Here is a 13,431-nt window from a genome sequence, read left to right on the forward strand (position 1 = left end):
TGAGCCAGGATCAAACTCTCGATTAAATGGTTTATTTAATCCCAAGTTATCCTTGGCTCTTAAATTCGAAATTATTTATCAATAAAAAAATTGATTGGTTTAAATCGTTCTTTTCACTTTTATTCAGTTTTGCTTGCCATATGGTTTTTCCAGATGACTTATCCATTCTACCATTTAAAAAGTTATTTGTCAAGGGTTTTTTTGAAAAAATTTAAATTTTTTTAATTTTCTTTTAACACTTGTGTATTGCTTATAAAATTAATACTACAAGTAGTGTATAATACTTACTTAGTCCAATCATCGTCGCTCTTAACTCTTTTAAAATCGTTTTACTTTTGCTTTAGATAATAGATTATTTACAATTAATTCAATTCATTAAACGCAAATATCGTTTCACGCGCGAATCGTATTTATATTATTTATAAGTTTGCCCCCTATATATAATAGAAGAGAAATAAAAATTCTGCTTATCGTTTTACATGCGTTTGATATAGTAAAATTACTAAGCGTATGACGGGCGTTTGAATAAGTAAATTTAATAATCATATTACGAGTGAGTGAGTAAGTGATTTTGCTAAAGATATGACGGGTGTTTGACATACGTCGTGCGATAGACATAGAAAAATGGATATAGAAGTGAATCTATATCCATTATTTTTTAGATTTAAAATGCGCAAGCATTTTGAAGCGCAAGAAAATTTATGTGAATAAATTTTTATCTAATTATTTCTCTATCATATCTGCGGCCCTATACGAGCTACGTACGAACGGTCCTGAAGCTATTTTCTTAATCCCTATTTTCAAAGCGTATTCTTCATACTCCTTAAACTCATCCGGATGGACATATCTCTTGACTTCATAATGTTTCAAACTTGGTCTCAAATATTGTCCGATGGTAATATAATCGCAGCCTGCTTCATAAAGCTCTTTGATTAAGGCAAGTACTTCTTCTTTTGTCTCGCCAAGTCCTACCATAAATCCGCTCTTTGTCTTTAAGCCCTTCTCTTTGGCGTACTTAATGACTTCGATGGAGTCCTTGAAGCTTCCTTCTTTACGCACTTCTGGGAAGAGTCTTTCTATGGTCTCGATATTGTGGTTTAGTATATCTGGCTTCTCGTCCATAACTATGTCTAGAAGCTCCTTTTTCGCGTGCATATCTGGGATCAAGACTTCGACTGTTGTGTCTGGATTTAGCTTTCTCACCCATCTGATTACGTCTCTAAACTGAGTAGCGCCCTCGTCTGCAAGGTCATCTCTTGTAACTGAGGTAATAACTGCGTGCTTAAGCCCAAGTATCTTCACCGCTTCTGCCAAATTCTCTGGCTCATGCGGGTCGACCTCTTCTGGCCTCTTCGTAGTGACGTTACAGTACCTGCAATTGCGGGTACAATTCTCCCCAAGTATCATGAATGTCGCTGTCCTCGACTTGTAGCACTCCATCTTGTTCGGGCAGTTCGCCTCTTTACAAACGGTGTTGAGCTTCAAATCCTTTAGCATGTGCTCGATCTCGTCGTTATTCTTGTTGCCTGTAACCTTTATTCTTAGCCAATCTGGCTTTTTAATATAGTTTTTCTCTTGCATTTAATCACCTGATTTCGTTTTTAAAATATTTTCTGCAAGTTCATCTTTTGTGATGCCCTCGATGTATTCACTCATATCAATACCCGAGAGCGCCCTAATTAAATCATCTTTTTCAAGTTTTACGCCTTTGAATAGTCCTTCCAAGTCCTCTTTTGCTTTTTCTCCAAAATAGTCGCCGTCTATACGAATGTCTTCAATCACATTGTCATGGCTCTTCAAATAGATATCCACGACGCAGGCATCGCTCGCAAATGAGTGCACTTTATCGAATTTGCCGTAGCGGCCGTAGGTCCACTCGTCGTTTGCGTACTTATTTTTCCTTATCTCTTCTATTTTTTTTAATTCGTCATCACTTAAAATATATTCTTCATCTATATGGTAATAGTCCTTGATATAGTCTTTCAGCTCTTCTATAAACATGGATATATCCATATTCATCATGGACTTAAGGCTTGTGATGCGGCTCTTTACGCTTGTTAATGACTTCTTCGCAAGCTTTAATTTGGCTGGCGTAAGCAATCTTCCTATGTCGATGGGGCTGTCCTGATAAATGATGCTTCCGTGGTGTATCATGAGCTCTCTGTCCTTGTACTGCGCGTTGCCGGAGATTTTTCTGCCATTAACAATAATATCGTTTCTGCCGGTAAACTCTGCCTTAACGCCTTTGCCATTCAAGTAGCGAACGACTGGCTCGGTAAACTTTCTTAAAGAATTTTCTTCTTTCTTCGTGATTATTGTGTACTGCACTATATTTGCGTCGGTGTAGATGCAGCCGCCGCCTGAGGGGCGTCTCACTAGCTTTGCGCCGACTTCGTTCATGTAATCTATATTTATCTCCTTATAAGGATTTTGGTTTCTGCCTAAAAGTACTGTGTTTTCGTTTTGCCAAATCATGAAGAGCTCTCTCTTCACATTTTTGATCAGGTACTCTTCGAGAGCGTGATTATACGCGCCATCTCGGGATTTGTTGTCTACGAATATCAATAAAAGTCCTCCCTTTTCGCATGCTTTTTGATCTCTTTAATCGCTTTTTTCTCTATACGCGAAACGCTCATCTGCGATAGGCCCATCTCGCCCGCTATCTCAAGCTGAGTTTTTTGCTCGAAGAATCTCTTTCTCACTATTTCCTTTTCGGTGTTTGAAAGGTTTTTCATCCAGCTATCGAGCTGCTCTCTATCTTCAAAGTCCTTAAAGCTTTGGTCGTCGTCGCCTATGATGTCAGCGAGTGCGGTCTTCTTATCATCAGTTCCTATCTCAAAGTCTATTGACTGAGGCGTATAAACTTTGCCCGCGTCCATCGCAAGCAAAACTTCGTCGGTCTCAATGCCTAGGTACTCTGCTATCTCCTTAACTGTGGGCACTTCGCCATTAACCATGCTTAAGTGGTGGTAGGCGTCTTTGACCTTCTTCGTGTTCTCTTGAACGCGGCGCGGCACCTTGATTGTCCAGCCTTTGTCTCTGAAGTAACGCTTGATCTCGCCCAAGATAGTAGGCGTAGCAAAGCTAGAGAACTTAAACCCGCGCTCTGGCTCGTATCTTTCAACTGCCAGTATCAGCCCAAGTGACGCTATCTGAAAGATGTCGTCGTAATCGATGCCCTTGCCGACGAATTTCTTCGCAAGTATCTCGGCAATGTAGAGGTTCCTCTCGATTAGCTCATCTCTAAGCGCCTGGTCGCCAGTTTTTCTGTACTCTTCAAAAAGCTTTTGTACGTCGTCCTTCTTCTTCGCCTTTGTCATGGTCTCTTCCTTATAATTTCAATCCTATCGTCTTGAATGAGCATCGCTTCGGAAAGTGCATTGATGATGTCTATGTTCATCTCGAAGTCATCGCCCTCTGGATATTTATCTAGGTAGATGGTGATGATCATCGACTTTTCTTTGAATTTGATATCCATTTTGACTCTGTCTTTGTTAATGGCATGAGCCACCAAAGCCATCTCTCCAACGGCGACTTTTGTGTCTTCTATATCGTCAAACTTGTAATTTTCCTCTGCCATGACCTTGCTGACCATGAGTCTAAAGATTGAAAGGTAATTCTCCTTATTTTCAATATCTAGTGTAAATATCATTCGTCGTCTCCTAGGTTAAATAATTTATCTAAATCAGTAATTTTGAAGACTTTCTTGATGTTCTTCTTTAAATTTTTTACTGTGATTTCTTTTTCTTCGTCTCTTGTCAATTTTAGTAGACTTATAAAGCTACCAAGGCCTGTAGAGTCAATGTATTCAAGACGCGAGCAATCTACAACTAGGTCCTTATCAAGCTCTTCGTAGATGTCGGCTAGCTTTTCTTTGAATTTTTTGTTATTGTAAATGTCGAGGTCCCCTATCAGCTCGATAAGGTAGTGATCCCCTTGGTCGATTAAGTTTAAATCAAACATATGGCCCTCCTATATTTATTCTTCAACTGAGGAGACAAACTTTGATGCGCTGGCAACTTTGTCGTCGGCTTGCTTCATAAGTATAACTCCTTGTGTGTTTCTTCCTAATTCATTTATACTGTCACTGTCTATCCTGATTATAACGCCTTTAAGTGAGATGATCATGATCTCATCTTCCTCTTCTACAGCTTTTGCAACGACTATCGGTCCTGTCTTTCCTGTGACTTTGTAGCAGATCATGCCCTTGCCGTTTCTTGCTTGTACCTTAAATTCATCAAAGGCTGTCTTCTTGCCATAACCATTCTCAGTGATCATCAAAAGGCTTGTCTTCTTGTCAGCGACTTCGATTGAGACTATGCAGTCGTCCTTGTTTAGCTTCATCGCAATAACGCCCATCGCTGTTCTTGACATGGCTCTAGTAGTTTTTTCGTCGAAGATCAGTATCTTACCCATCTTAGTAACGCAGGCAATCTTCTCGTCTCCAGCAGTCCTTCTAACGCCTATAACCTTGTCGTCGTCCTTAAGATTTATCGCCTTAAGACCTCTCTTCTTGATATTTTTGAACTCGTCAAGGCTAGTTCTCTTGTATATACCTTGCTCTGTAAGCATTGATAAATAGCCACCTTCTTCATCTCTCTTTATTGGGATGATGGCTGAGATCTTCTCGTCTTTTTCAAGCTGAACTAGATTTACTATGGCAAGTCCCCTCGCTTGACGTGAACTTTCTGGTATTTCGTAGGCTTTGATGGCGTAGACCCTGCCCTTGTCTGTGAAGAATAGTAAGTCGTCATGAGTCGATACTACGTAGATGTCCTCAACGAAGTCCTCGTCACGTCTTTGCATGCCTTGAACGCCCTTGCCGCCTCTCTTTTGCATCTTATATGCGCCCTCTGGCATACGTTTGATATAACCAAAGTGTGTTAGAGTGATTACAACGTCTTCGTCCTCTATCATGTCTATGGTATCGATCTCGCCTGGGTCTGGCATGATTCTTGTTCTTCTTAAGTCTTGGTACTTGTCTCTGATCTCTATAAGCTCATCTTTGATGATGCCGTAGATCAGTCTTTCTGAGCCAAGTATTTCCTTATATTGATTAATTAATTTTATCAGTTCAAGGTATTCTTCTTCAAGCTTGTCTCTTTCAAGTCCTGTTAATCTCTTAAGTCTCATCTCCAAGATGGCACTTGCTTGAATTTCACTTAGCTTAAATCTAGTCATCAGCTCATTAGCAGCAGTCTTGTCGTCTTTTGAGCCTCTGATTACCTTTATAATCTCATCGATATGGTCAAGTGCAATACGAAGTCCTTCGACGATATGCGCTCTAGCCTCAGCTTTTGCAAGATCATAACGTGTTCTTCTAGTTATTATCTCATATTGATGCATAATGTAGTATTCAATTAACTCTTTTAGTGTAAGTACCTTTGGCTCGCCATTTACAAGGGCTAGGTTGATTATACCAAAAGTGTTTTGCATTTGAGTTTGCTTATATAAATTGTTTAGAACAATGTTGGCGCTTTGATCACGCTTTATGTCTATAACTACTCTTAAACCATCTCTATCGGACTCGTCTCTGATGTCTGATATGCCTTCGATCTTCTTATCTCTTACGAGTTCGGCTATCTTTTGTATAAGTTTTGCCTTGTTTACTTGATATGGCAGCTCTCTGATAACTATCTTTTCTCTGCCCTTTTTCTCTTCTATCTCACAAAGTGCTCTTTGTACGATGCGGCCCCTGCCTGTGCTGTATGCCTCTTTGATGCCGTCTTTACCCATAATCAAGGCGCCTGTAGGAAAGTCTGGTCCCTTGATGTACTTCATAAGTCCTTCGACATCTATGTCCTTGTCATCGATGTAGGCAACGCAAGCGTCGATAACTTCTTTTAGATTGTGTGGCGCCATGTTTGTCGCCATACCAACGGCGATACCTGCTGAACCATTAACAAGTAAATTCGGGAAACGTGATGGAAGCACAACTGGCTCCTTCGTTGTCTCGTCGAAGTTTAGCATGTAATCGACTGTGTCTTTGTTAATGTCACGAAGCATCTCCATGGCGATCTTTGTCATCTTTACTTCAGTGTAACGCATCGCAGCAGCGCCATCGCCATCGACGCTTCCGAAGTTACCATGGCCATCAACAAGTAAATATCTAGTGTTGAAGTCCTGCGCAAGTCTAACCATAGCGTCGTAAACGGCTGAGTCACCGTGTGGGTGGTACTTACCAAGCACGTCGCCGACTACTCTGGCGGACTTTCTGTACTGACCTTGCGGTGTGATGCCTAGTTCGTTCATCGAGTAAAGTATCCTTCTGTGAACCGGTTTTAGTCCGTCTCTTACGTCAGGAAGCGCTCTTGAGACGATAACGCTCATCGCGTAGCTCAAGTAGCTCGACTTCATCTCGTGCTCGACATTGACATCCTTAAATTGTTTATCTTTTAAAATTACTTCATCTGTCATCTTTTTACCTCATTATATATCTAAGTTCGACGCGTATTTTGCGTTCTTTTCAATAAATTCTCTTCTCGGTTCGACCTTGTCCCCCATGAGCATGGAGAATATCTCGTCGGCGTTAACAGCGTCATCTACATTGACTCTTAGTAAAATTCTATGTTCTGGGTCCATGGTAGTCTCCCAAAGCTGTTCAGGGTTCATTTCACCAAGACCTTTATAACGCTGAATTGTGTAGTTGTCTCTGCCTATCTCTTTTAATAGCACTTCAAGCTCGTCATCGTCATATACGTAGTACTCTTTTCTATTTTTGCTAACCATATATAGTGGTGGTTGAGCGATGTAGATGTGTCCATCGTCAACAAGCTCTCTCATATGTCTAAAGAAGAATGTTAGTAGAAGTGTCCTTATGTGAGCGCCGTCGACGTCGGCATCGGTCATGATGATGATCTTGCCATATCTAAGCTTTTCTATGTTAAATTCTGTGTCAATACCTGTACCAAAAGCAGTGATCATCGCCTTTATCTCTTCGTAAGCAAGTATTTTGTCGAGTCTCGCCTTTTCTACGTTAAGTATCTTACCTCTAAGTGGCAGTATTGCTTGGAACTTCCTGTCCCTGCCTTGCTTAGCTGATCCGCCGGCTGAGTCCCCTTCGACTATGAAGATCTCTGTCTCAGTATTGTCGTTCGATTGGCAGTCCGCCAATTTGCCCGGTAAAGTAGTATTATCCAAGACACTTCTTTTGCCTCTTGATAGGTCACGAGCCTTTCTAGCCGCTTCACGCGCCCTTTGCGCCGATATTGCCTTTTCGATAATCTTCTTTCCTTCTTGCGGATGAAGTTCGAAGTAGTCATTAAGCTCTTGGTAAGCTACAGAGTTCACTATGCCTTGAACCTCGCTATTACCAAGCTTTGACTTAGTTTGTCCCTCAAATTGTGGCTCCTTAAGCTTAACCGAGACAATGGCTGTCAGACCCTCTCTCGCGTCATCGCCAGAAAGATTTTCTTCCTTTTCCTTTATAATGTTGGCTTTCCTACCATAATCATTAAGCGCCCTTGTTAAAGCGTTTCTAAAACCTGTCAAATGGTAGCCGCCTTCTGTTGTGTGTATGTTATTTGCGAAGGTTAAAACGTTTTCCGAATAACCGTCAGTATATTGCATTGCAATCTCTAGCTCGCAGTCGTCCATGGACTTGTCGAAGTAGATGATATCGTTTGTGATGGCGTTTTTACTACGGTTGATGTACTCAACAAAGCTCTTGATACCGCCTTCGTAGTGAAAAACTTCCTCTTGTGGCTCTTCTTCTCTTTCATCAATTAGAGTGATGCGAACGCCTTTATTAAGGAAGGCAGTTTCTCTAAACTTATTAACAAGGACTTCCTTTGAAAATTCAGTCGTGTCGAAAATTTCCTCATCCGGCATAAATTGTATAGTAGTACCCGATTCTTTAGTATCGCCAACGACCTCGATGTCGCCTTGCGCCTTGCCTCTAGCAAAGTGCTGTTCATATATGTGACCCGAGCGCTTAACAGTCGCTATCAGCCATTCACTAAGAGCGTTAACGCATGAAACACCAACACCGTGAAGACCGCCTGATACCTTGTATGCGTCGTTATTGAACTTACCGCCCGCATGAAGCACAGTAAGAACTGTCTCCAAAGTCGATTTGCCAGTCTTAGGATGGACTTCAACCGGTATACCCGAGCCGTTGTCCTCAACAGAGATGCTTCCGTCTTTGTAAATCCTCACATTTATCGTATCCGCTCTGCCGGCCAAAACTTCGTCGATGGAGTTGTCCATAACCTCCATAACGCAGTGGTGTAGACCCTTTGTGCCAGTTGATCCGATGTACATACCCGGTCTTTTTCTAACGGGTTCTAGTCCCTCAAGGACCTGAATACTACCCGCATTATAATTCTTATCTTCCATTTCTTCCTCCGTAAATCATTTCATTCGTTTCTAACTTTATAAGTAAATAGTCGTCATCAATTAAATCTTTTATATCATCCATGTCTTGAAGCGTGAATATTACTTGCATATCACCCACCGCATCAAGAAGGTATTTCTTTCTTTTTTTGTCAAGCTCACTAAAAACGTCATCCAAAAGCAGGGTCACATCCTTGTTAAAACTGCTAATCATCTTAAGTTCAGCAATCTTCATAGCGAGCATCACAGTTCTTAATTGGCCTTGCGAAGCGAATTTCCTCGCCTCATTGCCCCCTATGCTTATGGGATAATCATCTCTATGAGGGCCGAGCGCAGTCGTCTTTCTCTCGATATCCTTGTCAAGATTGGCAGTGAAAGCATTTTCGTAAGCCGTTTTTATGTCACTATCTATGTCAATATTAGTCTTGTACTCGATATTTAATTCGTCTCCGCCGCTTAAGTCCATATGTATGGCCTTGCAAATGGCGTTAAAGTTCTCGGTAAATGTTTTTCTCTTCTCTACGAGAGCCGCGCCAAGCGTGATGAGCTGTGTATCGTAGGACTTTAGTACTGCCTTTAAAGAATTTTTATCCTTGTACATTTTAAGTGCCTTATTTCTATTCATAAGCACTTTATTGTAGCTAAGTAGTTCGTCGCGATACGATGGCGACAGCCTTGTTAATATGCTGTCAATGTACTTACGCCTAAGTCCTGGAGCGCCTTTTAAGATGTTTAAGTCGAATGGCTCAAAGAGAACCGCCTCAAAGCGTTGATTGTACTCCTTGGCATTCTTGATCATCTTGTCATTTTGCTTAACGAGCTTGCCTTTGGGCTCAATCGTGATCTCAACCCGATTTAAAATATCCTTGTAAAGGTACTCAAAAGAGGCATAGGCCGATGCGTTTCCAAACTTGATCAGCTCCGCATTTCTCTCAGTTCTAAAGCTCTTCAAAAAGCTGAGCATATAAATCGATTCAATCACATTCGATTTGCCCTTGGCATTGTTCGCCAAAATTATGTTCTTTTTTGGATGAAACTTCAAATATAACTTTGAGAAGCTTCTGTAATTTACAAGCTTTAAACTCTTTAACATATCTCGATACTTTCGTCAAATATAGTGACCACGTCGCCTTGCCTAATCTTTTTGCCCCTGCGAGTCTCTACCTCGCCATTGACCTTGACTAGACCATCTTGAATGATGTTTTTCGCCATGGCACCGCTTTGGGCAATTGCGCAAACTTTTAAAACATTTTGCAGCTGAATGTATTCGTCTTCTAGCTTAAACTTCATAATTCTCACCTAATCTCTACTATTATTATATATTCTCACTTATGCTTGCATTTTTACAGGTAAAACAAGGTAGCGATATTCCTCGCCCTCGTAAATCTTCATAGGTCTGATGCTTTCAGAAAGCTTTAGTGTAAGCTTATCCGCGCTCATGGCCTTGAGACCTTCAAGAACGTAGCGGCCGTTGAAGCCGATCTTGATGTCATCGCCAGTTTTTTCTACCATGATGTCGTCAGTCGCGTTGCCTAGCTCGTTTGACGCGGCAATGTTAAGGTTATTGTCCTTAAAGTCCATGACAATAAGACTGATTCTGTCCTCAAAACCTATTAAGGAAACCCTTTCGATGGCATTCACTAGATCCATCCTATTGATCTCAACAGTAGTGTAGTCCTCACTTGCAAAGACTTCTTCGTAGTTGAAGAAGTCGCCTTCTATTAACCTTGTATATAGAAGTGCACTGTCTATTTTAAAGACAGCCTTGTCCCTTGCGTAAGATATTTCCACGATATCGTCTGTGTCGTCAAGCATCTTTTGTATTTCAGCTAAAGTTCTGTAAGGCACGATAAATGAGCTATTCTCCTCAACTGCCACCTTGAACTTTAAAGAGCTAATTCTGTAGCCGTCAAGACTTGCCGCGCTTAAAAGGCCATCTTCAAACTTGAAGTAAACGCCGCAAAGCGTTGGTCTCGCTTGATCTTGACTAGTTGAGAACAGTGTTTTCTTGATAATCTTATTAAGCTCTTTCATAGTTAATTTCACAGACTTATCCAAGCTGTAGTGCGTGTCAATCTCTGGATAATCGTCGTGAGGCATGCTCTTTAGATTGAATTTCGAGAACTTTGCCTTGATCTCGACGTCATCTCCGTTTGATGTAAAGCTGATCTCGCCAGATGGCACCTTTCTAACTATATCAGAAAGAAGTTTGTTTGAGAAGCAGCAAGTGCCCTCTTCGACCACAGTGCATTCACATTCACTGATGATAGTTAGTTCAGTGTCAGTCGAAACGAGCCTGATTCTGTTATTTGCTGCAGTTATCTTAATCGCTTCAAGAATTTCTAGAGGACTTCTTTGAGAGATAGCCCTTTGAGCGATTGTAATATGTTTTAAAAAGTCATCCTTGTCGATAATGAATTTCATCTTTTCACCTCATTTATTTCTTGTTAATGGAAATGGTCTTCCATATATATATAACATTTAAAATATTTTTCATTATGATAATAGTTTTGTTCTTCTACCATTTTTACCTGAACTCTATTTTCTATATAATAAGATAAAGAACCCCACCCTATCACAAAACTTCGTTTTGGATGGGTACCCGGGAACCTTGCATTAGATATCAAATATGAAGTATTTGATATCGCAATAAAATTTATATTAGTAAATTTTATTTTTATCATATATATAAGAAAATTTTTCTCATCTCTATTTTTTTACTAAAACTACTTTTCGCCTTAATAATAATATAAATAAAGAGTAATAGTAGTAGGTCCTGTATAATTGTGGATAAGTTTATCAAATCCATATTTATCATCAATATTTATCCACAGGTCTTCTGAATAAAATGTTCAGTAAAGAAGACTTATCCACAGATGATCTTTTCCAAAGCCTCAACTGCGTCCCTAATATTCGCCTTAGTCTTCTTTTCCTTCAAAATCTTTTCGTAGGCATATATCACAGTAGAGTGATCGCGTCCACCAAAAGCTTCCCCAATCTTCGGGTACGACAAATCAGTATTAACGCGTGCGAAATACATCGCTATCTGCCTTGGAATTGCTATATCAGAGTGCTTCCTCTTCGAATTTATATCCTCAATCGAAATGTTAAAATACTTCGCAACCGCTTCCTTAATCGAGTCGATAGTGATCTCTTTTTCCTCACTTTGACTCATAAAATCAAGCGCACTCTTCGCTAAAGGTACAGTAATTTCAAGCTTTGTACCGTCCTCTTGTTCAGAAGCAGCCTTGACACCCATAAGAGCTCCCTCAAGCTGACGAATGTTTTGCTTAGCGCGTTTCGCGATGTATTCAAGCACATCATCAGAGACATCTAAGTTCTCTTCATCCGCCTTCGCTTTTAGAATGGCAATACGCGTTTCCAAAGGCGGCTGCTTAACCTCAATAGTTAAGCCACTTTCAAAACGGCTAATAATTCTGTCTTGAATATTTTTAATGTCACTAGGTGACCTATCCGACGCTATAATTATCTGCTTGTTCATAGAGTAAAGCGCGTTAAAAGTGTGGAAAAACTCCTCTTGCGTTTGATCCTTATACGACAAAAACTGAATATCGTCAATAATCAAGCAGTCCAAAGAGCGATACTTCTCCTTAAATTCGCGCATCGTTCTGTTCTGTAAGCAGCTAATAAGCTCATTTGTGAAGTCCTCACTCGTGATATATAAAAGCCTAAAATCCTTGTGATCCTTTAGCATCTTATTGCCTATCGCATTAATCAAATGCGTCTTTCCAAGACCAGTCTTACCAAAAAGGAAGAATGGATTGTATAAAAGCCCAGGATTTTCCGCTATTCTCTTAGAATTTTCAAAAACATAAAGGTTCGCATCCCCCGGAATAAATCTGTTAAACGTGAAATATGGATTCAAATTTGGAATTATATCCCCAGTTTTTTTCGACGTCTCCTCAACACTTTGCTTGTAATCGTAGCCTTGAGAAGGGTCCAAAACCTTGACATCACTCACACCCTCGTCCATCGACACAAGTTTTTTCTTGATAGTGTCCTTGTAATTGAACTCAACTATACTCTTTATGAATATATTTGGAGCCAAAAGTACCAAAACATCATCCTCCAAGCCGACCGGCTCTAAAACACTGATCCACAAGTCGATATTATTGATAGGAATGTCTTCCTTAAGCGCCTCCACACACGATGCAAATAGAGACTTTGCGTTGTTCATAATTTTACCTCCGTCCTATGTGGATAGTTTATCCACAGGCATCTGTCTATATATGTATATTTACTCGAATCGCATTGTGCATAGAATAATAGCCCTTTTCTGTGGATAAGTCCATAAATTTATCAACATTTCCACAGGATATCCACAGTTTATTAACAAGAACTAGGATAATATCTTCGCTATTTTCTATGTCTTTTATATTATATCAACAAATAAAAAAATTATCAACATTTATTTTTTAAAGCTGTGGAAAGACTGTTTATAAACTTCCATGATAATGGTTTTGAACTTCTACTTATTCGATATAAAAAATGAATTTAACAGACAGTGTCTGGCAAATGTTTATAGTTTTGCCATTGATAAAGAAAAGTGATTAACTCACTTGCTCGTCTACGAAAACTGATAATTTCTAAGCTCGTTCACCTGTGGTCTCATATCCGTTCGCTTCGCTCAGCTAGATGAGCCCACGGGCGGCTCACTTCGCCAAGAAATTAAAGCAGTTTTCTCCGAATGCTTCGCTCGTTAATACACTTTTCTGTCGTTTGATAGTGAATACAAAATTTTCATCTTAAATATAAAATTAGAGAAGAAAAATCACTTTTCTAAATTTGCTAAGAATATTTATTTTGCTTCGATAATTAATTTCACTTCCCCTATTAGCCTTGAAAGATATAACAAAATAAAAAATCATATGCATTTTGCTATAACTTACAAGGAGGACTTCTTAAGTAATTTTACTATTGATAGCTATTTTACTTTTGAAAGTCATTTTGCTATGGCTAAGAGGAAATTATTTTAAGGTAAGCCTGCTTCATCAAGCGCGCGTCATATGATTATTAGAAAAATCAATCTAGGCGCAAAAGGAAAATTAGAAAAGTGGATTCACGCGTAAAACGATT

The 13,431-nt window shown here is 39.8% G+C and carries 11 protein-coding genes; all 11 read right to left on the reverse strand.

What is annotated here, in order from left to right; all coding sequences use genetic code 11:
* Positions 1–723: 723 nt before the first annotated feature.
* The gene (gene lipA, locus AC1EJ0_RS07215) at positions 724–1,581 is read right to left on the reverse strand and encodes a lipoyl synthase (RefSeq protein ID WP_480023870.1); all 858 of its coding nucleotides are present in this window, start codon (positions 1,579–1,581) and stop codon (positions 724–726) included.
* Entirely contained in the window at positions 1,582–2,565 is a 984-nt protein-coding gene (lplA, locus tag AC1EJ0_RS07220; protein ID WP_480023869.1) for a lipoate--protein ligase, read from the reverse strand. It abuts the gene before it with no gap.
* The gene (locus AC1EJ0_RS07225; protein WP_480023868.1) at positions 2,562–3,320 is read right to left on the reverse strand and encodes a SigB/SigF/SigG family RNA polymerase sigma factor; all 759 of its coding nucleotides are present in this window, start codon (positions 3,318–3,320) and stop codon (positions 2,562–2,564) included. Before AC1EJ0_RS07225 ends, lplA begins: the two co-directional genes overlap by 4 nt.
* The gene (locus AC1EJ0_RS07230; protein ID WP_294796784.1) at positions 3,317–3,652 is read right to left on the reverse strand and encodes an ATP-binding protein; all 336 of its coding nucleotides are present in this window, start codon (positions 3,650–3,652) and stop codon (positions 3,317–3,319) included. Before AC1EJ0_RS07230 ends, AC1EJ0_RS07225 begins: the two co-directional genes overlap by 4 nt.
* Positions 3,649–3,963: an STAS domain-containing protein gene (locus AC1EJ0_RS07235; protein ID WP_058259641.1), complete on the reverse strand. Its 315-nt coding sequence runs from the start codon at positions 3,961–3,963 to the stop codon at positions 3,649–3,651. The genes AC1EJ0_RS07230 and AC1EJ0_RS07235 overlap by 4 nt, the downstream gene beginning before the upstream one ends.
* Before the next feature lie 15 nt (positions 3,964–3,978).
* The gene (gyrA, locus tag AC1EJ0_RS07240) at positions 3,979–6,417 is read right to left on the reverse strand and encodes a DNA gyrase subunit A (protein ID WP_480023867.1); all 2,439 of its coding nucleotides are present in this window, start codon (positions 6,415–6,417) and stop codon (positions 3,979–3,981) included.
* A 12-nt stretch (positions 6,418–6,429) separates the two neighbouring features.
* A complete protein-coding gene (gene gyrB / locus AC1EJ0_RS07245) occupies positions 6,430–8,337 on the reverse strand; it encodes a DNA topoisomerase (ATP-hydrolyzing) subunit B (protein WP_480023866.1) in 1,908 nt (635 codons plus the stop codon).
* Positions 8,327–9,427 carry a DNA replication/repair protein RecF gene (gene recF / locus AC1EJ0_RS07250; protein WP_480023865.1) on the reverse strand — a complete coding sequence of 367 codons (1,101 nt, stop codon included), beginning with the start codon at positions 9,425–9,427 and terminating at the stop codon, positions 8,327–8,329. The genes gyrB and recF overlap by 11 nt, the downstream gene beginning before the upstream one ends.
* Positions 9,421–9,624 (reverse strand): RNA-binding S4 domain-containing protein, encoded by a 204-nt coding sequence (locus AC1EJ0_RS07255; protein WP_480023864.1) that lies wholly within the window; start codon positions 9,622–9,624, stop codon positions 9,421–9,423. Before AC1EJ0_RS07255 ends, recF begins: the two co-directional genes overlap by 7 nt.
* Positions 9,625–9,663: 39 nt before the next feature.
* On the reverse strand, positions 9,664–10,758 hold the full coding sequence (gene dnaN, locus AC1EJ0_RS07260; RefSeq protein ID WP_480023863.1) for a DNA polymerase III subunit beta: 1,095 nt from the start codon (positions 10,756–10,758) through the stop codon (positions 9,664–9,666).
* Between the two features lie 442 nt (positions 10,759–11,200).
* Positions 11,201–12,532 (reverse strand): chromosomal replication initiator protein DnaA, encoded by a 1,332-nt coding sequence (gene dnaA / locus AC1EJ0_RS07265; protein WP_480023862.1) that lies wholly within the window; start codon positions 12,530–12,532, stop codon positions 11,201–11,203.
* Between the last annotated feature and the right edge of the window lie 899 nt (positions 12,533–13,431).

The organism is Fenollaria sp. C0166D3 (assembly GCF_056590255.1).

Bases quoted from the DNA above. Each gene is read 5' to 3' on its own strand.
- lipA (WP_480023870.1), bottom strand. From the start codon at position 1,581: ATGCAAGAGAAAAACTATATTAAAAAGCCAGATTGGCTAAGAATAAAG.
- AC1EJ0_RS07225 (WP_480023868.1), bottom strand. From the start codon at position 3,320: ATGACAAAGGCGAAGAAGAAGGACGACGTACAAAAGCTTTTTGAAGAG.
- AC1EJ0_RS07230 (WP_294796784.1), bottom strand. From the start codon at position 3,652: ATGATATTTACACTAGATATTGAAAATAAGGAGAATTACCTTTCAATC.
- AC1EJ0_RS07235 (WP_058259641.1), bottom strand. From the start codon at position 3,963: ATGTTTGATTTAAACTTAATCGACCAAGGGGATCACTACCTTATCGAG.
- gyrA (WP_480023867.1), bottom strand. From the start codon at position 6,417: ATGACAGATGAAGTAATTTTAAAAGATAAACAATTTAAGGATGTCAAT.
- gyrB (WP_480023866.1), bottom strand. From the start codon at position 8,337: ATGGAAGATAAGAATTATAATGCGGGTAGTATTCAGGTCCTTGAGGGA.
- recF (WP_480023865.1), bottom strand. From the start codon at position 9,427: ATGTTAAAGAGTTTAAAGCTTGTAAATTACAGAAGCTTCTCAAAGTTA.
- AC1EJ0_RS07255 (WP_480023864.1), bottom strand. From the start codon at position 9,624: ATGAAGTTTAAGCTAGAAGACGAATACATTCAGCTGCAAAATGTTTTA.
- dnaN (WP_480023863.1), bottom strand. From the start codon at position 10,758: ATGAAATTCATTATCGACAAGGATGACTTTTTAAAACATATTACAATC.
- dnaA (WP_480023862.1), bottom strand. From the start codon at position 12,532: ATGAACAACGCAAAGTCTCTATTTGCATCGTGTGTGGAGGCGCTTAAG.